The following is a 19401-nucleotide window of genomic DNA, read 5'->3' as shown; positions in this document are numbered from 1 at the left end:
ATGAAAGTACGTGCCCAAATCGCGATGGTGCTGAACCTGGACAAGTGCATCGGTTGCCACACCTGTTCGGTCACCTGCAAGAACGTCTGGACCAGCCGCCCCGGCGTGGAATACGCCTGGTTCAACAACGTCGAGACCAAGCCCGGCATCGGTTACCCCAAGGAGTGGGAGAACCAGGACAAGTGGAACGGTGGCTGGGTCCGCAAGGCCGACGGTTCCATCGTGCCCAAGCAGGGTGGCAAGTGGTCGTTGCTGATGAAAGTCTTCAGCAACCCCAACCTGCCGCAGATCGACGACTACTACGAGCCCTTCACCTTCGACTACGACCACCTGCAGTCGGCGCCCGAAGTGAAGGCCGCGCCCACCGCCCGCCCGCGCAGCCTGATCACCGGCCAGCGCATGGAGAAGATCGAGTGGGGCCCGAACTGGGAAGAGATCCTGGGCGGCGAGTTCAGCAAGCGCAGCGCGGACGCCAACCTCGCGAACTTCGACCAGGTCCAGAAGGACATGGTCGGCCAGTTTGAGAACACCTTCATGATGTACCTGCCGCGCCTGTGCGAGCACTGCCTGAACCCGGCGTGCGTGGCGTCCTGCCCCTCGGGCTCGATCTACAAGCGCGAGGACGACGGCATCGTGCTGATCGACCAGGACAAATGCCGTGGCTGGCGCATGTGTGTCAGCGGCTGCCCCTACAAGAAGATCTACTACAACTGGCAGACCGGCAAGGCCGAGAAGTGCATCTTCTGCTACCCGCGCATCGAGGCCGGCCAGCCCACCGTGTGCAGCGAGACCTGCGTGGGCCGCATCCGGTATCTCGGCGTGGTGCTGTACGACGCCGACCGCATCGCCGAGGCCGCCAGCGTGCCTGACGAGAAGGACCTCTACCAGGCCCAGCTCGACCTCTTCCTCGACCCCAACGACCCGGCCGTGATCGAGCAGGCCCGTGCCGACGGCATCCCCGAGAGTTGGCTCGAAGGCGCGCGCAAGAGCCCGGTCTACAAGATGGCCATCGACTGGAAGATCGCGCTACCGCTGCACCCCGAGTACCGCACCCTGCCCATGGTCTGGTACGTGCCGCCGCTCTCGCCGATTTCCGCCGCCGCCAACGCCGGCCACATCGGCGCCCACGGCGAGCTGCCCGACTTCAGCCAGATGCGCATTCCGCTGCAGTACCTGGCCAACCTGCTGACAGCGGGCGACACCGGTCCGGTGGTGCGTGCGCTCGAACGCATGCTGGCCATGCGCTCGTTCCAGCGCGGCAAGCACGTGGACGGCGTGGAGAACCTCAAGGTGCTGGAGCAGGTCGGCCTGACCCGCGCCGAGGTCGAAGAGATGTACCAGATCATGGCGATTGCCAACTACGAAGACCGTTTCGTCATTCCCAGCTCGCACCGCGAGTACGCCGAAAACGCCTTCGACCTGCGCGGCGGCTGCGGCTTCTCGTTCGGCAACGGCTGCTCGGACGGTGCCTCGGAAACCAGCCTGTTCGGCGGCGACAAACGCCGCACCATCCCGATCCAGTCGGTGGTCTGAAAGGAAACGCCATGAAGAACACCCGCTATTCCCTGCGCGCGCTGGCGCGCCTGCTGTCCTATCCCGACGCGCAGTTGCGCAGCGAGCTCGCCCCGCTGATCGCCGCCATCGACGAAGAGGCTGCGGTGCCCGCTGCGCGCCGCGCCGAGCTGCGATCCCTGGCCGCCGAGCTGGTGCGGCTGGACCCGCTGGAGGTGGAGGCCCGCTACGTCGAGACCTTCGACCGCGGCCGCGTCACCTCGCTGCATCTGTTCGAGCATGTGCACGGCGACTCGCGCGACCGTGGCCCGGCCATGATCGACCTGGTGCAGACCTACGAGAAGGCCGGCCTGTATCTGGCCCCCGAGGAGCTGCCCGACCACCTGGGCGTGGTGCTGGAGTTCGCCTCCACCCAGCCGCCCGCGCTGGCCAAGGCCTTCCTCGGCGAGATGGCCCACATCCTCAACGCCATCTTCAGCGCCCTGCTCAAGCGCGAGAGCCCCTACGCCGCCGTCGTGGCCGCCGTGCTGGAACTGGCCGGCCAGAAGGCCCAGGCCGTGCCGTTCAAGGCCGACGAGGCGCTGGACGAAGCCTGGGCCGAGCCCGAGGCCTTCGACGGCTGCGCCACCCGCGGCCAGAACCGGCCCGACCAGGCGCAGCCCATCCACATCGTCCGCAAGAACACCACACCTTCTCAAGGAGTCGCAGCATGAACGGCTTCCACCACTTCGTCTTCGGCATCTATCCGTACATCGCGCTCACCATCTTCCTGCTGGGCAGCCTGATCCGCTTCGACCGCGACCAGTACAGCTGGAAGAGCGATTCCTCGCAGTTGCTGCGCAAGGGCCAGCTGCGCTGGGGCAGCAACCTGTTCCACGTCGGCATCCTGTTCCTGTTCTTCGGCCACACCGTGGGCATGCTCACGCCGCACGCGGTGTACGAGCCTTTCATGACCGCGGGCGCCAAGCAGCTCATGGCCATGGTCTCGGGCGGCCTGTTCGGCCTGTTCGGTTTCGTCGGCGTCAGCATCCTGCTGCACCGGCGCCTGAGCGACGCGCGCATCCGCGCCACCAGCAAGACCAGCGACATCGTGCTGCTGTGGCTGCTGTGGGCGCAGTTCGCGCTGGGCCTGGCCACCATCCCGCTGTCGGCCCAGCACCTGGACGGCGGCATGATGATGCTGCTGGCCGAGTGGGCGCAGCGCATCGTCACCTTCCGCGGTGGCGCGGCCGAGCTGATCGCCGACGCCAGCTGGGTGTTCAAGGCCCACATGTTCCTGGGCATGAGCATCTTCCTGGTCTTCCCGTTCACCCGCCTGGTGCACGTGTGGAGCGGCATCGGCACGCTGGCCTACATCACGCGCCCCTACCAGGTGGTGCGCAGCCGCCGCGTCGGCATGACGCCCCGGCAGCCCCTGAGCCAGCGGGGTCGCTGAACATGCAGCAAGGAATCACCATGAGCGACAGCACCTCCCACGGCTGCGGCAGCGCGCACTGCGCCTGCTCGGGCCAGATGCAGATCGTGCCCGCCAGCATCAACGGTATCGCCCTGCACGAACCCGGCGAGGCACTGGACGGCGAGACCCTGCGCGAGCGCGCCTACACCGAGCTGCTGCGCCAGCGCGCCGTGCACCTGGGCCTGCTGCCGCGCTTCAATGGCCTGGTGGCGCCCCAGCTCGACGAGGCCGAGCGCCACGTGATCGAGGCCATGACCGACGACGAAGTCACATCGCCGCAACCGACCGACGAGGAGTGCCGCCGCTACTACGAAGCGAACAAGGGTCGCCTGATCGTCGGCCAGGCGCTGCACGTGCGGCACATCCTGTTCGCCGTGACGCCGGGCGTGAACGTGCATGCGCTCACCCAGCGCGCTGAGGCCGCCCTGCTGGAACTGATCCGCAAGGACGCGCCGCCCGGCCGCTTCGAGCAGCTGGCGGCCGAGCTGTCCAACTGCCCGTCCAGCGCCGAAGGCGGCGACCTGGGCTGGGTCACGCCCGAAGACTGCGCGCCCGAGCTGGCCAACGAACTGTTCTTCCAGACGGACTCGCGCTGGGGCATGGGCGTGCACCCGCGCCTGGTGCACACGCGCTTCGGCCTGCACATCATCGAGGTGATCAGCCGCAAGAAGGGCACGCTGCCGCCCTACGAAGAAGTCCAGGCCTCGATCCGCCAGCGCCTGCAGCACCAGTCGCGCGCCACCGCACTGCGCCAGTACATGCGGCTGCTGGTGGGGCAGGCCAAGGTCGAGGGCATCGAACTCGAAGGCGCGGACTCGCCCCTGGTGCAGTGAGGCGCTGAGCCGGAGACCGCCATGCCCGACGACCTCCTGCTGCGCCTGCGCGACTTCCACGAGGACTACTTCCCGCGCCACCAGCAGCGCTTCCAGGACCTGGTGGCACAGGGCCAACACCCCAAGACCCTGTTCATCGGCTGCAGCGACTCGCGCCTGGTGCCCTACCTGCTGACCGGGGCCGCACCCGGCGAGCTGTTCCTGGTGCGCAACGTGGGCGCCTTCGTGCCACCGTATGACCAGTCGCACGGGCTTCATGGAACGATGGCGGCGATCGAGTTCGCGGTGCTCGGCCTCAAGGTCGAACGCATCATCGTCTGCGGCCACAGCCACTGCGGTGCCATCCGCACCGCCTACGAAGGCGCGCCCGACGAAGCTGTGGCCCTCAAGGCCTGGCTGCGGCTGGCCGACGAGGCGCTTCTACCTGTCCAGCCCAGCCCCGAGGCGCTGTGCCGCACCGAACAGCGCGCCGTGGTGCTGCAGCTGATGCGCCTGATGGACTACCCCATGGTGCGCCGCGCCGTCGAGGCCGGCCACCTCACGCTGCACGGCTGGCACTACGTGATCGAACAGGGCGAGGTGCACGTGTTCGACGCGGCCAGTGGCGCCTTCGTGCCCGCCTCGGAATCCGACCACAGCGGCACCGGCCCCTACCTGCCCTACGTGGAACACGACGGACAGGTGATCGAATGAGTCCGCTGCTGGAGCTGATGCAGACCCGGCGCACCACGCTGCCCAAGCGCCTGGTCGAACCCGGGCCGTCGGAAGAGCAGCTGCGCCAGTGCCTGGCCGCCGCCGCCACCGCGCCCGACCACAACCAGCTGCTGCCCTGGCGCTTCGTGCGCATCCCGAAAGACCAGCGCGGGCGGCTGGGCGACGCGCTGGCGCAGGCCCTGATCGAACGCGACTCCGGCGCCACCGCCGAACAGCAGGCGCAGGCACGCGAGAAGGCCGCCCGCGCGCCCGAGCTCTTGCTGCTGGTGGTGGACGACGACCGCGGCGACCCCGAGGTGGACGTGCTGGAGCGCACCCTCTCGGCCGGCTGCGCGGTGCAGAACCTGCTGCTGATGGCCACCGCGCAGGGCTATGGCTCGGCGTTGACCTCGGGCAAGGGCTTGAAGTCCCGGGCGGTGCGCGAACTGTTCGGTCTGGGTCCGGGGGAGCATGCGGTCTGCTTCGTGAGCCTGGGCACGCCGACGCGGGCACCGCAGGGGCGGGCGCGGCCGGGGGCGGAGGAGTTCACGGGGGTGCTGGGGGCACCGGAGACGTGAGATGCCGGATACGCGGCTGCATGGAACCTATAGGGAGACTTCCTCCACATAGGTTGGCTCGCCGCGCAGGACGACTTCGGCGCCATTGCCCGAGACTCGGATGACTTGTTCCGAGAACATGAGCTCCAGAGTGAGGGAAACCGGGCCTGGCGCTTTCATGGGAAGTTCCAACAGGTTGTGATACGGCCCTCCCTCCGATTCCACTCGACCGTTCGCCAAGTCAGCGGGGAGCTCGGCTCCAGCGAGATCCACCTGGGCGTCCCCTATCAGAATGTCTGCGTCCTGAGTCCAGCCCTTGCCCGAGCGATGGATGTACGCGGGTCGCAGCTGAACGATTGCCGTGTTTTCTTTCACCAGCACAGAAGCCAACGTGGAGTCATGCAGCTCAATTGAATGCGGGAGGTGTGCCATGGTGCCGCGTGGAGAATGAAAGGGATTGGCTAGCTGGAGGCGCGCTGAGCCAAGCGACGGCGCAGGACCAACAGCAGGCCGAGGAGCGCCGCGTACACGGCCAGGTAGCACCAGGCAGCGGGCCCCGAGTGACCCAGTGCCTCGACCCCGATGACAGACTCGAACCAGCCCCAAAATGGCCAGACGAGAACCGTGACTGCGATCGCAATGGGCGCACAAAGCACGGCCCAGGCAAGCAGGCGGATGGCGTCGCGAGATGGCATGCGAATGCCGCCTAACGATCAGCCGCCGCGGTCGATGCCTCTCTCGCCTTGACGGCGGCTTCAAGGTCCTGTTTGAGTTGGGCCGCCTGCGCCTGGGCGCGTTCTGCGCTGTCGGCCTGCAGCTTGGCAGCGGTGGCCGCCGCCCCCACCGTGTCGGGCCCGCAACCGGCGAGGCCCACGCATAGACCAAGCGCCCACAACCAATGGGCGGACATGTGGCAAAGAGAGGGCAGACGCTTCATGGGGGTTGGGATGATGCAGGAGGACACGAGGGCTAATCATGTGAGGGTAGTTGGAATCTTGCTTGACGCTGGCCCGTTGAGCGCCAACGAGTCGACGGCCTGTGGCACTTTGCGGCCTGAACGGGATGGATCGACCGCCGTGGCCAACCTGATTGCTCTCACTTCACGCTGTGGCGCAAGTTCTTCCGATTCGGAGGCAGTCCCGGCGCATCCTTTCGAGGCGGAGTGAATGTGTGAAGGGTCAAGCTTCTTTTCGCGGTCGGCGCCAAGGAAGACGGACGCCCATTGAGAAGCCAACCGCCATGACTGCATGCAGGCCTACCATGAGAGCAGCACCCTTGGCGATGCGAGCTGTGGGCGCTGTGCTCAACAGAACCAGCATGCCGACAACACCAAGCGAGACGGGCACGGATGCCGCAACGACCAGTGGGACGGTTGCCGAGCGCCGCTTCGCCAGCAGCGTGACGATCGGCACCCCAAACGCTGCGCAGCCCAGAAGAGAAAGGTAGCTGAGGAGAACAGAAAGCGTGGCGAACTCTCGCCAGATGGCCGACCAGTAGTTCTCCGGTGCAACCCCAAACCTAAGAGCGACTTCGGGTGATACGTAAGAGCCCGCACCGGCCACCGCGAGTGAGACCGCAAACACCGAAAGAAAGCCAGCGAACAGGCGACCGCGGCTCAGTCGCTGATAGGGCTCAGTCTCCTTGGCGCCAAGACACACGGCCCCGAAGATGGCGAGCGCAAGGATCGCAAGGGCTCCAGGGTGGAGCATGACCGACGCCAACATCATTGATTCCATGAGGTCTACCGAATTAAGGGGACTTCCCTGTCTCGGGTGATAGGCACATCTGCGGGGAATGGAAGCAGGGGGTAATGACGGAAAGCGCTCATTCTCATCAACTCACCGCTCCTCTATCAATCAGTTGTCTGGGGTTTCTTCGGAGCCGCCATGCGCTCCACCAATGGCTTGCAGAGCGAGGTAGCCAAACGACTTGCCAGTTCCGGGCACATGGGACGACACGACGGTGGATCGAGTGACGTTGCGAAAGTGCTCGATTTCCAGGATTGCGCCACTCTCCCTAGAGACAACGATGGCGAACTCCCAGAACTCTCTCTCACGAGTGAGCCACGTACCAAAGAACTGTTCCCCGTCCTGCTCGGTCACGGAGTCAAGCGCAACCAGCAGGCCATCGTTGCAGTTCAGACCTTGCTGGCCAAGGAGACCTGGTAGCCAGCTGACCAACGCGCTGCCTGACGACAGCAAGGCTGCCACTTGCTGAATCTTCGCGAGGGTGGATTCATTCTGCTGGGCAACGCTACGCTGCAGGGACATGGCGGCTAGCGTAGCAATGATCAGTGGACAGTAGGCGAGCGGCAGCCAGCCGATTAGACGTCCTTGTCGACTGCCTGTCATGTCGCATCAGCGCTCGCTCCCTTCCACCCAATTCCATTTCCCTGGACCTCCGACCACCTCGGCAGCCGGGAACGGCGCAATGCACGCCCCAGCAAGTGGACCAGCATCACAAGGTGGTGTGTACACCAAATTCACGAGACTCGGGACGGCCTCAGGGCAGCGATAGTCCTCTGAAACGACAGCCAACGCTTCTCCGCGCCGGGGCTTCAAAGACTGCAGCGGAATGCCTCTGAGAGAACCATCCCCGTTGAACGAGGCCGCGCGCCGTACCGTGCCCGTAAGCAAGGTGAGGCGGGCCGACGCGCCGGTTGCATAGCGCATCCCATCGGGCGAATCGTGGGTCGGCGCCAGGAACGTCACGACCTGACAGGATCGCAGGTCAAGCTCCACCCACGTGCCCAACGCGGGAGGCGCCGCGTACGTCGTCGCGCCCACAAAGAAAAACAGCGCGGAACAGAAGGCCTGTGCGACATGACGACCAGCGCTGATCAGCCGCGAAGTGACGTGTGAATTGAGCATGGAAGTGACCAGCGTGGTTTGACGTCCCGACTACGATCTGCCACAGAAATTTGCCATCCGTGGATGGTCTACATGCGCACGAGCTGTTGGCGCGGGCAAGACCGGAACCGAGTAGAAGGGGGCGTGGCCTTCATAGGCGACTTGAATGGTTGCTCCAACGGCTGCCGGTGCGCTCTGGGCTCCTTCATACGATTCTGTCTTCCGCACAGGCGTGGTATGACCGTCGGGTGTGAACTCGTAGGTCAGGTTCCACCCTTCGGCGTCTCGCCAAACCTCAAGCACATGGCCTTGCGCACGTTTACCTTCTCGTCCCAGGCGCTCTCGATCAGCCAGTGCCGTGCGGCGCCGCACAAATACGAACGGCAGGGCCAATACGCCGCAGGCCAAACCAAGCACCAGCTGGAGCGCAAAGTCGGACAGGAACTCGTTCATCTGGGAGGGCGTTTGGGCAGGTGGCTTTTGCGATGAGTTGCTTCAAGCTGGCCCACCGTTGCCAAGCAGGGGAAGGAGAATCGCAGCCAGGACGCCGAGTGCGAAGACCATTCCAAAGGCGATGGCTGAGATGAGTGCTCCGCCCTTGAACGCGACCGCTTTTCCGTTTTCCGAGAGGGCTCTTGGCCCAAGAAACCAACCGCCCAGCGCGAGCTGAAGCGCAAGGCTCAGGACAACGCCCATTAGTGGGCCGAGTGGAAGGCCAGAGGCTTGGTTGAGCCACGCGCCTGCTCCACCGAGAAGCATGACAAGCGCGCCGAATGCAAATGCGTGCTTCCAAGACAGGCGCGAACCTCTGTACAGCCGCGCCGCGAGCTTGATGAACAAGGCATAGAACACACAGATCAAGAGGAGCGGAAGAAGCGAGAGGAGTTCGTACATGACGGATGAGGTGGAGTCTGCTCGTGGGGTATTTGTGCGGCCTCGTTAGACCCCTTGCTCATACTGTGCCACGAGCTTGTCTAGGACCGCTCTCTCTTCGCTGCTAGCGAACGACGAGAAATCTGCCAGCACCCCAGCGATGATGTAGTACTCCGTCTCAGTCTTGATGTTGCCGCGCTTCAGGATGCGTTTGTACGACGAAGCGTATCGGCGTCGAACCTCAGAGAACGTAACGATTCCGCGCTCCCGGAGTTCTGCGTCGAGGCGCTGAATGTACTCAAGGGGTTGATCGCGGAGCTGTTCCACAGTGTCATTGACTGCTTGCTTCAAACCTTCAAGCGCCTTTGAGCGACCGTACTCTTCAACGATGCGTCTCCCAACGGTTGTTGGGTGAGTGGGGCTGGCAGGATCAATGCCGGCAACGTGGGTGGAATAGAAATCGAGGTACGCGTGAAGCACAGCGTATTCGCGTTCTCGCTCGGGGGACATCTGGCGTGGCATTGGTAGGCGCCTCACTTGCTATCTATTCCGCAAATCGGCGGATGACATTTTCGGCAGTTGGCAAAAAAGTCGCATGCCCTCCGAAAGCGTTTTGAAACCAATCCTGTAGCGCAGTCAGCTGGATGCACGGGCAGGAACAACAGAATCGATAAACCTGACGGGCAATGCTCGCGATCAGCGAAGCACTCTAGCGGCAACGGGTCGAAAGCAGGCTCCAAACGTCTCAGTCAAATCTCTTCACTACAACCACCGCCGTCACGGGCGAATCGGGTGGCTTACACCACCTCCCCAAACCGGAAACTCGACGCCGCCACCACACCCATGAACAAATCCTCGTGGTAGACGCAGGCGCCGGCCTCGTCGTGCGCCGCGCCCACCGCCACCATCAGCGGGATCAGGTGGTCTTCGCGAGCATGCGCGATGCGGGCCGACGGCGCTTGCTCCCACTGCAGCAGCTGCGCCTCTCGCTCGTCGGGTGAGGCCGCGGTCAGTGTCTGCTGCAGCCAGGCGTCGAACTGCTGGGACGGCACGGTGCCGGCGGCGTTGAGCAGGCGCAGGTTGTGGTAGCTCAGGCCGCTGCCGATGATGAGCACGCCTTCGTCGCGCAGCGGTGCCAGCAGGCGGCCGGCGGCGATGTGGGCGGCGGGGTCGAAGCTTTGCAGCACCGAGAGCTGCACCACCGGAATCTGCGCCTCGGGGTAGGCGGCCTGCAGGGCCGAGAAGGTGCCGTGGTCGAAGCCGCGTTCGGGGTCCAGGCGGGCCGTCACGCCGCCGGCCTGTAGCAGGTCGAGTGCGCGCTGGGCCAGTTCGGGCGAGCCGGGGGCGCGGTAGTGGACCTGGTAGGTGTGGGGCGGGAAGCCGTAGTAGTCGTAGAGCATGCCCGGCTGGGGCGACGACGACAGCGTGAAGTCGGGCGTCTCCCAGTGCGCGGTGACCATCAGGATGGCGCGCACCTGGCCGTGGTGGGCCTGGGCCATGGCCTGCAGCGAGGCCTCGAGCCGGTCGTAGCGGCCGCCGGTCTGCTCGCGCATCCAGGGCCAGGGGCCGCCGCCGTGCGAGACGTAGTAGGTGGGCAGACGGGACATGGTGCAGCTCCTTGTGTTCGGGGCCGATCCAGCCGTCGGCCAGCACCGATGCTACCGGGCCGTCGCGGTCAACGGGTCAGCGCTGCGGCATGTCCTTGGCGCCGTAACCCAGGCTGACCGTGGCGTCGGCCGGAATCGGCGGCAGGCTGGCGTCCCAGTCCAGCCAGCGCTTGCGCATGTCGGCCAGGCGCTGTGGTTCCAGCGGCGCGCGGTTGGCGCGCTCGCGCGCGTCGGCGGCGATGTTGAACAGGTACTCGTGGCCATCGACCATCAGGTACTTCCAGTCGCCCTCGCGCAGCGCGCGCTGGCCGCGGTGGTTCATGCGCCAGGCCATGGGCCGCTCGAAGCGGTGCGACGGGTCGTGCAGCAGCGCGGCCAGCGACACGCCGTCCAGCGGGTAGTCCGGGTGGGGCTGGCCGCCACCGAGTTCGAGCATGGTGGCGGACCAGTCCATGGTGAGGCAGTGTTGTCCGCTCACCGAGCCGGGCGGGATCACCGCCGGCCAGTGCGCGATCCAGGGCACGCGGATGCCGCCTTCGGTCAGGTCCATCTTGCCGCCCACCAGCGGCCAGTTGTCGGAAAAGCGCTCGCCGCCGTTGTCACTGGTGAAGACGATCAGCGTGTTCTCCAGCAGGCCCTCTTCGCGCAGCGCCGCGACCAGCCAGCCGATGCCTTCGTCCATGTGGTGGATCATGCAGCGGTAGGCCTCGACGCTGCCGCCGTGCAGGTGGAACAGGTTCTTCGCCACCTCGGGCGCCACGTGCGCGTCGTCGCGCGTTTCCCAGGGCCAGTGCGGCGCGGTGTAGTGCAGGCTGAGGAAGAACGGCGTGCCGTTGCGCGCCTCGGCGGCGCGCGCCTTCACATGCTCCACCGCCTTGTTCGAGAACACGTCGGTCAGGTAGCCGACCTCCTTGTGGGTGTCGTCGCCGATGTAGAGGTCGTGGTCGCCATTCGACGAGCAGTGGGTGAAGTAGTCCACCCCGCCGGCCATGATGCCGAAGAACTCTTCATAGCCCGAGCGCAGCGGACCGAAGTGCGGCGGGTAGCCCAGGTGCCACTTGCCGATCAGCGCGGTGCGGTAGCCGGCCTCTTTCAGCAGCGAGGGCAGGGTGGGGATCTCGGGCGGCAGGCCCAGGGTGTCGCTGCCCTTGCTGCGGCTGTTGATGGGCTCTTCCAGCGCACCGCGCAGGCGGTACTGCCAGCGCATGGTGGCCATCGCAAAGCGCGTGGGTGAACACACGGGCGAGTTGCTGTAGCCCTCGGTCAGGCGCAGGCCACCGGCCGCAAGCGCGTCGATGTTCGGCGACACCGCGCCGAAGCCGGCGGGCCGGCCGCCGTAGCAGCCCAGGTCGGCGTAGCCCAGGTCGTCGCTGACGATGTAGATGATGTTGGGGCGGGTCATGGTGCGTGTGCTGGATCAGTCGACGGTGAGCTTGATGCGCCGCACCACCTCGCCCCACTTCTTGGAACTGGCCTCGATCGACCGCGCGGCCTCGGCTTCGGTGCTGGCCACCACGACCTGGTCGTTGGCCTTGAGCTTTTCGACCACTTCCGGGGATTTGAGCGCCTCGACAAAGGCCTGGCGGAAGCGGGAGACGATCGCCTCAGGCGTTCCCTTGGGGGCGAGCAGTGCCAGGCCGAAGTCGGCCTGGTAGCCCTTGACGCCCGCCTCGTCCAGGGTGGGCACATCGGGCAGGACGGGCGAACGCTTGACGCCGGACACAGCCAGCGCCAGCAGCCTTCCGCTGCCCACGTGGGGCAGCACCGTGGGGCCTGCCAGCAAGCCGCAATCCACCTGGCCGCCCAGCACATCCTGCATGGCCGGTGCCGGTCCCTTGTAGGGCACGTGCGACATGTCGAAGCCGGCCATGGTCTGCAACAGCTCCATCGACAGGTGACCCGGCACACCGGCCCCGCCCGACGCGTAGGACATCTTGCTGGTCTTGGCTTTGGCCACCAGCTCCTGCAGCGTCTTGACGCCCACTTTCGGATGGCACACCAGGGTGGAGCTGAACGTCGTGGCCATGCTCACGGCCACGAAGTCCTCGGCCTTGAAGCCGGTCTGCTTGTACACGTGCGGGTTGACGGTGAGGACCGTGTCCGGGGTCCACAGCCATGTGTAGCCGTCCGGTGCCGCACGGGCCACCATCGTGGCGCCGATGTTTCCGCCCGCGCCGGGTTTGTTGTCGACCACGACGGGTTGCTTGAGGCTGGCGAGCAGCTTGTCCGTCAGCACCCGGATGACCATGTCACTGGGGCCGCCGGGTGGGAACGGCAGGACCACCCGGATGGGCTTGTCCGGCCAGGTGGACTGGGCCAGCGCCGGGGAGAGGGTGGCGGCGCCCAGCGCCGCAGCGGCGAGGGCACGGAAAAGAAGCGAGCGGTTCATGGCGGGATCTCTTTCAGAAAAAGCGAGCGGGTGCGTTCAGCACACCTTGTAAAAACTCAGGTGCACGGCGTCGGGCTGGCGCAGGCCGGTACCGATGAACTGGTGTGCGGCCAGCCAGGCCCAATTGGGCGAGGTGGGTTCGAAACGGGGCTGGCAGCGGAAGTACACGCGGCTGGGGTCCACCGCCACGCCCGCCCGGATGCGGGCGGAGTCTTCGGCAGAGGCCACGCGCAAGGCCGTGTTCTGCACAAACACCCGCGAGCCATCGTCGAGTTCCAGCACGTAGCGGGCGTCCAGCTGGGCCTGGGTGCCGTCGCCCACGATGAGCTGAAAATCGGCGCCCCCCGGCAGTACCCGGCCGTTCAGGGCGGCACCGGTCACCGTGCCGCCGGTGATGGGGATGAGCCGCCGGAACCCGGCTGGTGTGGCCCCCACTTCCATGGGGGTGGCGATGGTCACGGCCACATCGCACAGGTGTTCAAGGGTCGGTGCAGGCAGTCGCATGGTGGCTCAGTCCAGTTGCACGCCGGTGGCCTTGATCGGGCCTTCCCAGCGCTTGAGGTCGGCGGCCTGGGCGGCGGCGAGTTCTGCCGGGGTCGAGCCCACCGGCTCATAGCCCTGCTCGATGAGCTTGGCGCGCAGCGCGGGGGTGCGCACCGCCTTGGCCACGGCGCCGCTGATCATGTCGCGCACCTCGGGCTTGAGCCCGGCCGGGCCGTACATGGCGAACCAGGCGGTGGCCACCATGTCCACGCCCTGTTCCTTGAGCGTCGGCACCTCGGGCACCTGCGGGTCGCGCTGGGCGCCGGTCACGGCGATGATGCGTACCTTGCCCGCGCGGTGCAGCTCGGCGGTCTCGGTGACGACGTCGAACTTGTAGTGGATGTGGCCGCCCAGCAGGGCAGTGTTGGCCGGCCCGCCGCCCTGGAAGGGCACGTGCGTCAGTTCGGCGCCGGCCTTCTGGCCGAACATCACGCCCATGAAGTGCGGCAGCGAACCGGAGCCGGGTGTGCCGTAGGTGGCGCTGCCGGGTGCCGCCTTGGCTTTGGCCAGCATCTCGGCCACGCTCTTGGCGCCCGCGGCCGGACCGGCCACCACGCTGAATTGGAAGTGCGCGATCTGCGAGATGGGCGTGAAGTCGGTCACTGCGTCGTAGTCGAGCTTCTTGTAGACGTGCGGGAACAGCACCATCGGCCCGCTGGGCAGCAGAACCACGGTCTGGCCGTCGGCCGGGGCCCGCTTGACCAGCGAGAGCGCGATGCGGCCCGCCGCGCCGGGCTTGTTTTCCACGATCACCGACGAGAAGTCGTTCTTCAGGCCCTCGGCCATCAGACGTGCGAGCAGGTCCGCCGAGCCGCCAGGCGGAAAACCCACCACGATTTTCAAAGGCGGTTTGTCCTGTGCCAGCGTGGGCAGGGGCAGGGCGCCGAGGGTGGCGAGCGCGACGGCGGCACCCAGCAGGTGTCGTTTGTTCATGGCGTGTCTCCGGTTTGTCGTGTGTCCAACGGGTTTGCCCCGCTGCAGGGCCGGATGCTAGGCAGGGACAATCAATTGCAGAAATCAATCGTTCCCGGTGTTTTCCCTGAGGCCCCCGATCCGATGACCGACGACGACCCGTTCCAGCACCCGCAACAGCTGAACGACCTGCTGCTCTTTCGCCTGCACCGCATCAACGCCACGGCCGGGCCGCTGGTGATGCGCATGTGCGAGCGCGACTACGGCATCACGCGGCGGGAGTGGCGCGTGCTGTCCAGCCTGGCGGACGTGGAGGGCGTGCAGTCGTCCGAGCTGGCGGTGCGCGCCATGCTCGACCGCGCCCGCACCTCGCGCGCCATCACCAGCCTGGCCGACAAGGGCCTGCTGCGGCGCGAACCCAAGCCGTCCGACCGGCGGGAGGTGCACGTGTTCCTGACCGACAAGGGGCGGCGCGTGTACGACGAGGTGTTCCCGCGCATCGCGGCGATCCAGCGCGAGCTGCTCTCGCCCTTCAACGACGAGGAGCGGCGGCGGCTCAGCGAACTGATGGCGCGCCTGCAGGCCAGCGCTTCGCGCTTGAACCCCAGCGGCGACTGGCTGCCGCCTCTGGAAGGCACACCCGACTGAGCCGGTTCAGGCGCCGGCCTTGAGCGCCGCTTCAATCGCCTGCGTCAGCGGCGCGCTGCCGGGCTCCACCTCGCTGGCGAAGCTGCGCACGGTTTTCGCGTCGCGCGCCACCAGGTACTTGTGGAAGTTCCACTGAGGGGTTGCACCGGTGGCCTTGGCCAGTTGCTCGTAAAACGCGTTGCGCCCGGCACCCTTGACCACGGTCTTGGCGAACATCGGGAACTTCACGCCGTAGGTGTTGAAGCACAGCTCGGCGATCTGCTTCGCGTCGCCCGGCTCCTGCTGGCCGAAGTCGTTGGACGGAAAGCCCATCACCACCAGGCCGCGCGCCGCGTACTTGGCGTGCAGCGCTTCCAGCCCCTCGTACTGCCGTGTGAAGCCGCAGTAGCTCGCGGTGTTCACCACCAGCAGCACCCGGCCCGCGTACTGGCAGAGGTCCTGCGGCGCTTCGTCCTGCAGACGCGGGAAGCGGTGCGCCAGCAGGGGTGGGCAGCCGGTCGTGCGGGCGGTCTGTGCCCGGGCCACGGACCCGAGCGGGGCGGTGAGGGCGGCACCCAGTGCCAGGACAGTGCGGCGGTTCAGCGTCATGGCGGCATTGTCCGGTCGGCTCCTTGACCCTGCGGCCAGCGCGGGTGCGGCCTCAGCCGCGCGACTCGCTCACCAGGATGGCGGCTGCCAGGTCTTCCAGCGCGTTGCCGACCGACTTGAAGACTGTGCGTTCGCCCGGGCTCTTGCGGCCGATGGCGACCCCGCGCGAGAGCGTGGTCAACGTGCCGCGCACCTCGTTGGCGCTGAACACGCCGTGCTGCATCGGCACCAGCAGGTCGCCACTCTTGGTCAGCGCCTCGTCGGTGTCGACGAAGATGCGCGCGTGCTCGAAGCAGGCGTCGTCGGCCTCGCGCATGGCGGGGGTGAACGAGCCGATCAGGTCCAGGTGCGCGCCCGGTGCCAGCCAGCTGCCGCGCACCACCGGTTCGTTGGCCATGGTGGCGCAGCTGACGATGTCGGCCGAGGCGCAGGCGCCCGGCAGGTCGGTGGTGGCGCTGGCCGAGAAGCCTTCGCGCGTGAGCTGCGCCGCCAGGGCCTGCGCCTCGCTCTCGCGCCGCGCCCAGACGGTGACATGTTCGATCGGGCGCACGGTTTTCCAGGCCGCGGGCAGCAGCTTGGCGACACGACCGGCGCCGACCAGCACCAGGTGCTTGGCTTCCTCGCGCGCCAGGTAGGACCCGGCCAGCGCAGAGGCCGCTGCGGTGCGGCGCGCGGTGATGACGTCGCCGTCCATCTGCGCCAGCGGCACGCCGGTGCGGGCGTCGAACAGCAGGTAGGTGGCGTGCAGGCCGGGCAAGTTGCGGCGCGCGTTGCCCGGCGCGATGTTGACGATCTTCACGCCGTAGTACTTGCCCGGAATCCAGGCGGGCATGATCAGCGAGGTCACGCGGCGGCCGGCCGCGTCCTGGCCCGCCTCGCCCAGCGGGTTGACGATTTCGTGCACATGGCGAGGTGGCGCCTCGCAGCCGCCCGCGAAGCGTTCGCGCAGGGCGGGGATGAGGCGGTCGAAGGGCAGGGCGGTGCGGGTGGCGTCGGCGTCGAAGAAGTGCATGCGGCGATGGTAGCGGGGCCGGCTGCCGCGAAGATGACACGGGATAATCCGGCGCTTCTTCGCGGCTGGTCCGCGCAGGCTGAGTCCCCATGAAACGCCACACCTCTCTGGCCGCTGCGGCGGCTTTTCTGTTTGCAGTCCTTGGCAGCGCGCTGGGCGCCGACCCCAAGGGCCACACCCTGCCCACGCGCGACGGCCGCTGCGCGATGTGGATCGCCAGCGAGGCCGGCCCGCAGCCGGGCGAGAGCACCACCTGGAGCGGCGACTGCCGCAACGGCCTGGGCCAGGGCTTTGGTGTCCAGGAGCTGGTGCGCGCCGACCGCAGCCGCTTGCGCTACACCGGCCCCGTGCGCGACGGCCGCTGGCACGGACGGGGCCGTCTGCAGCAGTTCGCCGCGGATGGCGGGCTGCTGCATGAGGTCGCAGGCGTGTTCGAGCACGGTGTCGAACAGGGTGTATTCAACGAGCTGTTTCTGGAGCATCCGCAGAACGGTCCGCTCGACGCCATCCGCCAGACCGGGCGCGCGTTCGGGCCCGACGGCGTGCAGGTGCAGCAGTTCTATGTCGACGGTGCCGCCGTGCTGATGTGCGCGCCCGACGCCGACTGCCTCCGGGAGGCGGCGGCCGAAGGCTACGAGATCCGGGAAGCCGGCCCGGGCGAAGCCCCGCGCTGAAGCAGGCCGCCCAGCCCTGTGTTGTTCAGCGCGGCTGGAACGCGATGATGGCCATGCCTCACAGCCAAGGCAGGTAGCAGCCGACGATTTCGGCGGCTGCGGTGGTCAGGTAGACCAGGGGGCTCCTGCGTCGGATTGTCATGCCCGGCGGCGACTCACACGGCCACGAACAGCACCAGCCAGAACACACTCGCGCCCAGCACGATCTTCGGCCGCTGAGGTGCCGACCAGATCGAGGACACGATCAGCAGGTTGTAGGGCAGCGGCAGCAGGTGCGCGAGCAGCACCCACTGGATGGGCGCGTCCTGCGACAGCAGCGCCAGTGCCAGCCCGGTCATGAGCAGGTTCAGGCTGGTGCCGACGACCAGCAGGTCGCGCCAGAACAGGGTGCGCCAGCCGACGAGACCGTGCCAGCGCTGTGCAATGAAGGTCTTCACGGCAGGCAGTATGGCCTCAGCAGGTGCTGGGCAGGTACTCCAGCAACCACTTCATCTGTGTGGCGGTGGTCCACGGGACACCGTGCATCACGGTCTGGCCCGGGTCGCCGGAGCCGCCGCTGCGGTGCAGGGTGACGCGGTAGCTGTCGCTGTCCGGGGCTTTGGTGGCGACCGCCCGCGCGCCCTTGAGCGGCAGCGTGCGCGATTCGCGGCCGTCCACCGGGCGGCGTGCATGCACCTCCAGCACGCAGCCCTCCAGCATGGCGAAGCGGGCGGGGCTTTTCTGCTCCTTCCCTTTGACCACCTGGTTCATGGCCTGGATCGCTTCGGCCTGCCCCATGCCGTAGTGCAGGGCCACGACCTCGGACCGCTCGGGGTAGCCTTCGGCGCAGGCGCCCAGCAGCAGGGCCAGCGCCGCGACCATCGGCAGGGTGTTGGCGCGGCGGGTCACGGCGCCACCACCTCGTCGGTGCCTTCCGGCGCGTCCGGGTCGCGGCGCGTGGCCAGCACCTTGTCGATGGTGCGGCCGTCCATGTCCACGATCTCGAAGCGCCAGTGCTCCCACTCCACCTGGTCGCCCTCCCGGGGCAGGCGACCGGTCAGCAGCATCATCAGGCCGCTGAGCGTGTGGTAGCGGCCGCGCTGCTCGTCGGGCACGGTGTCCAGACCCAGCCGGTCCTTCAGCTCGGGCACCGGGATGTGGCCGTCCAGCAGCCAGCTGCCGTCCTCACGCTGCACCGCCCAGGAGGTGGCCGGGTCGCGCGGGCTGAACTCGCCGGTGATGGCCTCGATCAGGTCCTGCAGCGTGACGATGCCCTGCACCTCGCCGTACTCGTCGATCACGAAGGCCATCTGGCCGCCCGACTGGCGGAAGTTGTCCAGCAGCTCCATGCCGGTGATGGTTTCGGGCACGTACAGCGCCTCCTGCAGCGGTTGGTTGGACAGCTCGCGCTCGGCTCCGCGCAGCGCCTGCGAGAGCCATTTGCGCGCGTTCACCACCCCCGCCACGTGGTTCATGTCGCCGCGCACCACCGGAAAGCGCGCGTGGTCCGAGGCCTCGACCCGCGCCATGTTGACCTCGAAGCTCTGGTCGAGGTCGAGCACCACCACGTCGCTGCGCGGCACCATCAGCGAGCCGATCTGCCGGTCGTCCAGCCGGAACACGTTGCGCACCATGGTGTGCTCGTGCGACTCGATCACGCCCGCGCTGGTGCCTTCTTCGAGCAGGGCGTGGATTTCTTCCTCGGTCACCGCCGCGCCGCTGTTGTCCCTGACGCCCAGCAGGCGCAGCAGTGCCTTGGTGGAGACCGACAGCAGCAGCACGAATGGCTTGGTGGCGATGGCCAGGGCGTTGATGGGGCGGGCCATGAAGCGGGCCAGCATTTCCGGGTTGGACTGGCCGATGCGCTTGGGCACCAGCTCGCCGACCACGATGGAGAAGTAGGTGATCAGCACCACCACCAGACCGGTGGCGCCGTACTGGGCGATGTTCTCGGCCATGCCCAGCGAAATCAGCCATTGGGCCAGCGGCCCGGCCAGTGCGGCCTCGCCGACGATGCCGTTGAGCACGCCGATGGAGGTGATGCCGATCTGGATGGTGGAGAGAAAGCGCGTCGGGTCTTCGCCGAGCTGGACGGCCGCCGCAGCGGCGCCGTCACCTTCGTCGATGAGTTTCTGCAGACGCGCCTTGCGGGCGGTGACGAGCGCAATCTCGGACATGGCGAACAGGCCATTGAGCACGATGAGTGCAAAAAGCAAGGCGATTTCCATGAGGAAGGGGTTCCATGGGACAGGCCCGCGAACGCGCGGGCAGACAGG

Annotated in this window: 25 protein-coding genes; 8 read left to right on the top strand and 17 right to left on the bottom strand. The window is 67.0% G+C overall.

The genetic code is table 11. The annotated features are described in order from the left end of the window. From narH to ACFOPI_RS13810, 6 genes are read left to right on the top strand one after another with little or no spacing between them, the layout of a single operon-like run. Complete coding sequence (narH, locus tag ACFOPI_RS13835; RefSeq protein ID WP_382174718.1) at positions 1–1533, top strand: nitrate reductase subunit beta; 1533 nt, start codon at positions 1–3, stop codon at positions 1531–1533. A gap of 11 nt (positions 1534–1544) precedes the next feature. Next, complete coding sequence (gene narJ, locus ACFOPI_RS13830) at positions 1545–2225, top strand: nitrate reductase molybdenum cofactor assembly chaperone (RefSeq protein WP_382174716.1); 681 nt, start codon at positions 1545–1547, stop codon at positions 2223–2225. Then, positions 2222–2947, top strand: a complete 726-nt coding sequence (narI, locus tag ACFOPI_RS13825) for a respiratory nitrate reductase subunit gamma (protein ID WP_382174714.1) — start codon at positions 2222–2224, stop codon at positions 2945–2947. The genes narJ and narI overlap by 4 nt, the downstream gene beginning before the upstream one ends. Before the next feature lie 20 nt (positions 2948–2967). Further along, the gene (locus ACFOPI_RS13820; RefSeq protein ID WP_382174712.1) at positions 2968–3801 is read left to right on the top strand and encodes a peptidylprolyl isomerase; all 834 of its coding nucleotides are present in this window, start codon (positions 2968–2970) and stop codon (positions 3799–3801) included. A 21-nt stretch (positions 3802–3822) separates the two neighbouring features. Further along, on the top strand, positions 3823–4494 hold the full coding sequence (locus ACFOPI_RS13815) for a carbonic anhydrase (protein WP_382174710.1): 672 nt from the start codon (positions 3823–3825) through the stop codon (positions 4492–4494). Next, positions 4491–5072, top strand: a complete 582-nt coding sequence (locus ACFOPI_RS13810; RefSeq protein WP_382174708.1) for a nitroreductase family protein — start codon at positions 4491–4493, stop codon at positions 5070–5072. The genes ACFOPI_RS13815 and ACFOPI_RS13810 overlap by 4 nt, the downstream gene beginning before the upstream one ends. Before the next feature lie 27 nt (positions 5073–5099). Here ACFOPI_RS13810 and ACFOPI_RS13805 read toward each other — a convergent pair whose 3' ends face one another. The 12 genes from ACFOPI_RS13805 to ACFOPI_RS13750 form a co-directional block, all read right to left on the bottom strand. Further along, the gene (locus ACFOPI_RS13805) at positions 5100–5483 is read right to left on the bottom strand and encodes a hypothetical protein (protein ID WP_382174706.1); all 384 of its coding nucleotides are present in this window, start codon (positions 5481–5483) and stop codon (positions 5100–5102) included. Between the two features lie 274 nt (positions 5484–5757). Next, positions 5758–5988, bottom strand: coding sequence for a hypothetical protein (locus tag ACFOPI_RS13800; protein WP_382174705.1), 231 nt, complete (start codon positions 5986–5988; stop codon positions 5758–5760). A 241-nt stretch (positions 5989–6229) separates the two neighbouring features. Further along, on the bottom strand, positions 6230–6787 hold the full coding sequence (locus tag ACFOPI_RS13795) for a hypothetical protein (protein ID WP_382174703.1): 558 nt from the start codon (positions 6785–6787) through the stop codon (positions 6230–6232). 120 nt (positions 6788–6907) lie between these two features. After that, a complete protein-coding gene (locus ACFOPI_RS13790; protein ID WP_382174701.1) occupies positions 6908–7321 on the bottom strand; it encodes a hypothetical protein in 414 nt (137 codons plus the stop codon). A 630-nt stretch (positions 7322–7951) separates the two neighbouring features. Beyond that, a complete protein-coding gene (locus ACFOPI_RS13785; RefSeq protein WP_382174699.1) occupies positions 7952–8353 on the bottom strand; it encodes a hypothetical protein in 402 nt (133 codons plus the stop codon). Between the two features lie 42 nt (positions 8354–8395). Continuing rightward, the gene (locus tag ACFOPI_RS13780) at positions 8396–8794 is read right to left on the bottom strand and encodes a hypothetical protein (protein WP_382174698.1); all 399 of its coding nucleotides are present in this window, start codon (positions 8792–8794) and stop codon (positions 8396–8398) included. 45 nt (positions 8795–8839) lie between these two features. Then, positions 8840–9295, bottom strand: a complete 456-nt coding sequence (locus ACFOPI_RS13775; RefSeq protein WP_382174696.1) for a hypothetical protein — start codon at positions 9293–9295, stop codon at positions 8840–8842. Between the two features lie 275 nt (positions 9296–9570). Continuing rightward, the gene (locus ACFOPI_RS13770) at positions 9571–10380 is read right to left on the bottom strand and encodes a DODA-type extradiol aromatic ring-opening family dioxygenase (protein ID WP_382174694.1); all 810 of its coding nucleotides are present in this window, start codon (positions 10378–10380) and stop codon (positions 9571–9573) included. 76 nt (positions 10381–10456) lie between these two features. Further along, on the bottom strand, positions 10457–11782 hold the full coding sequence (locus tag ACFOPI_RS13765; RefSeq protein WP_382174692.1) for a sulfatase family protein: 1326 nt from the start codon (positions 11780–11782) through the stop codon (positions 10457–10459). A gap of 15 nt (positions 11783–11797) precedes the next feature. Continuing rightward, positions 11798–12769, bottom strand: a complete 972-nt coding sequence (locus tag ACFOPI_RS13760) for a Bug family tripartite tricarboxylate transporter substrate binding protein (protein WP_382174690.1) — start codon at positions 12767–12769, stop codon at positions 11798–11800. A gap of 36 nt (positions 12770–12805) precedes the next feature. After that, positions 12806–13273 (bottom strand): DUF3237 domain-containing protein, encoded by a 468-nt coding sequence (locus ACFOPI_RS13755; protein WP_382174688.1) that lies wholly within the window; start codon positions 13271–13273, stop codon positions 12806–12808. A 6-nt stretch (positions 13274–13279) separates the two neighbouring features. After that, complete coding sequence (locus tag ACFOPI_RS13750; RefSeq protein ID WP_382174687.1) at positions 13280–14245, bottom strand: Bug family tripartite tricarboxylate transporter substrate binding protein; 966 nt, start codon at positions 14243–14245, stop codon at positions 13280–13282. 123 nt (positions 14246–14368) lie between these two features. Between ACFOPI_RS13750 and ACFOPI_RS13745 the strand changes: the two genes are divergently transcribed. Continuing rightward, entirely contained in the window at positions 14369–14872 is a 504-nt protein-coding gene (locus tag ACFOPI_RS13745) for a MarR family winged helix-turn-helix transcriptional regulator (RefSeq protein ID WP_382174686.1), read from the top strand. Positions 14873–14878: 6 nt separating this feature from the next. On the opposite strand, the gene ACFOPI_RS13740 is transcribed toward ACFOPI_RS13745, so the two are convergent. Both ACFOPI_RS13740 and ACFOPI_RS13735 read right to left on the bottom strand, forming a co-directional pair. Beyond that, a complete protein-coding gene (locus ACFOPI_RS13740) occupies positions 14879–15460 on the bottom strand; it encodes a glutathione peroxidase (protein WP_382174684.1) in 582 nt (193 codons plus the stop codon). A 52-nt stretch (positions 15461–15512) separates the two neighbouring features. After that, entirely contained in the window at positions 15513–16472 is a 960-nt protein-coding gene (locus tag ACFOPI_RS13735) for an ornithine cyclodeaminase family protein (protein ID WP_382174682.1), read from the bottom strand. Positions 16473–16561: 89 nt separating this feature from the next. Between ACFOPI_RS13735 and ACFOPI_RS13730 the strand changes: the two genes are divergently transcribed. Continuing rightward, the gene (locus tag ACFOPI_RS13730) at positions 16562–17146 is read left to right on the top strand and encodes a hypothetical protein (protein ID WP_382174680.1); all 585 of its coding nucleotides are present in this window, start codon (positions 16562–16564) and stop codon (positions 17144–17146) included. Between the two features lie 155 nt (positions 17147–17301). Here ACFOPI_RS13730 and ACFOPI_RS13725 read toward each other — a convergent pair whose 3' ends face one another. Genes ACFOPI_RS13725 through ACFOPI_RS13715 form a run of 3 tightly spaced genes read right to left on the bottom strand, consistent with a single transcriptional unit; the run spans position 17302 to position 19353 of the window. Then, positions 17302–17583, bottom strand: a complete 282-nt coding sequence (locus ACFOPI_RS13725; RefSeq protein WP_066157473.1) for a hypothetical protein — start codon at positions 17581–17583, stop codon at positions 17302–17304. Between the two features lie 16 nt (positions 17584–17599). Further along, the gene (locus tag ACFOPI_RS13720) at positions 17600–18034 is read right to left on the bottom strand and encodes a hypothetical protein (protein WP_382174678.1); all 435 of its coding nucleotides are present in this window, start codon (positions 18032–18034) and stop codon (positions 17600–17602) included. Beyond that, positions 18031–19353 (bottom strand): hemolysin family protein, encoded by a 1323-nt coding sequence (locus tag ACFOPI_RS13715; protein ID WP_382174676.1) that lies wholly within the window; start codon positions 19351–19353, stop codon positions 18031–18033. The genes ACFOPI_RS13720 and ACFOPI_RS13715 overlap by 4 nt, the downstream gene beginning before the upstream one ends. Positions 19354–19401: the final 48 nt, after the last annotated feature.

The sequence above is a fragment of the Hydrogenophaga luteola genome, assembly GCF_042648585.1.
Taxonomy (GTDB): Bacteria; Pseudomonadota; Gammaproteobacteria; order Burkholderiales; family Burkholderiaceae_C; genus Hydrogenophaga; species Hydrogenophaga luteola.
The sequence above is the reverse complement of the archived record's forward strand: the minus strand, read 5'-3'. Positions and strand labels throughout refer to the sequence as shown.

Coding starts and splice junctions, on each gene's coding strand:
- narH (WP_382174718.1), top strand. CDS start 1: ATGAAAGTACGTGCCCAAATCGCGATGGTGCTGAACCTGGACAAGTGC.
- narJ (WP_382174716.1), top strand. CDS start 1,545: ATGAAGAACACCCGCTATTCCCTGCGCGCGCTGGCGCGCCTGCTGTCC.
- narI (WP_382174714.1), top strand. CDS start 2,222: ATGAACGGCTTCCACCACTTCGTCTTCGGCATCTATCCGTACATCGCG.
- ACFOPI_RS13820 (WP_382174712.1), top strand. CDS start 2,968: ATGAGCGACAGCACCTCCCACGGCTGCGGCAGCGCGCACTGCGCCTGC.
- ACFOPI_RS13815 (WP_382174710.1), top strand. CDS start 3,823: ATGCCCGACGACCTCCTGCTGCGCCTGCGCGACTTCCACGAGGACTAC.
- ACFOPI_RS13810 (WP_382174708.1), top strand. CDS start 4,491: ATGAGTCCGCTGCTGGAGCTGATGCAGACCCGGCGCACCACGCTGCCC.
- ACFOPI_RS13805 (WP_382174706.1), bottom strand. CDS start 5,483: ATGGCACACCTCCCGCATTCAATTGAGCTGCATGACTCCACGTTGGCT.
- ACFOPI_RS13800 (WP_382174705.1), bottom strand. CDS start 5,988: ATGAAGCGTCTGCCCTCTCTTTGCCACATGTCCGCCCATTGGTTGTGG.
- ACFOPI_RS13795 (WP_382174703.1), bottom strand. CDS start 6,787: ATGGAATCAATGATGTTGGCGTCGGTCATGCTCCACCCTGGAGCCCTT.
- ACFOPI_RS13790 (WP_382174701.1), bottom strand. CDS start 7,321: ATGTCCCTGCAGCGTAGCGTTGCCCAGCAGAATGAATCCACCCTCGCG.
- ACFOPI_RS13785 (WP_382174699.1), bottom strand. CDS start 8,353: ATGAACGAGTTCCTGTCCGACTTTGCGCTCCAGCTGGTGCTTGGTTTG.
- ACFOPI_RS13780 (WP_382174698.1), bottom strand. CDS start 8,794: ATGTACGAACTCCTCTCGCTTCTTCCGCTCCTCTTGATCTGTGTGTTC.
- ACFOPI_RS13775 (WP_382174696.1), bottom strand. CDS start 9,295: ATGCCACGCCAGATGTCCCCCGAGCGAGAACGCGAATACGCTGTGCTT.
- ACFOPI_RS13770 (WP_382174694.1), bottom strand. CDS start 10,380: ATGTCCCGTCTGCCCACCTACTACGTCTCGCACGGCGGCGGCCCCTGG.
- ACFOPI_RS13765 (WP_382174692.1), bottom strand. CDS start 11,782: ATGACCCGCCCCAACATCATCTACATCGTCAGCGACGACCTGGGCTAC.
- ACFOPI_RS13760 (WP_382174690.1), bottom strand. CDS start 12,769: ATGAACCGCTCGCTTCTTTTCCGTGCCCTCGCCGCTGCGGCGCTGGGC.
- ACFOPI_RS13755 (WP_382174688.1), bottom strand. CDS start 13,273: ATGCGACTGCCTGCACCGACCCTTGAACACCTGTGCGATGTGGCCGTG.
- ACFOPI_RS13750 (WP_382174687.1), bottom strand. CDS start 14,245: ATGAACAAACGACACCTGCTGGGTGCCGCCGTCGCGCTCGCCACCCTC.
- ACFOPI_RS13745 (WP_382174686.1), top strand. CDS start 14,369: ATGACCGACGACGACCCGTTCCAGCACCCGCAACAGCTGAACGACCTG.
- ACFOPI_RS13740 (WP_382174684.1), bottom strand. CDS start 15,460: ATGACGCTGAACCGCCGCACTGTCCTGGCACTGGGTGCCGCCCTCACC.
- ACFOPI_RS13735 (WP_382174682.1), bottom strand. CDS start 16,472: ATGCACTTCTTCGACGCCGACGCCACCCGCACCGCCCTGCCCTTCGAC.
- ACFOPI_RS13730 (WP_382174680.1), top strand. CDS start 16,562: ATGAAACGCCACACCTCTCTGGCCGCTGCGGCGGCTTTTCTGTTTGCA.
- ACFOPI_RS13715 (WP_382174676.1), bottom strand. CDS start 19,353: ATGGAAATCGCCTTGCTTTTTGCACTCATCGTGCTCAATGGCCTGTTC.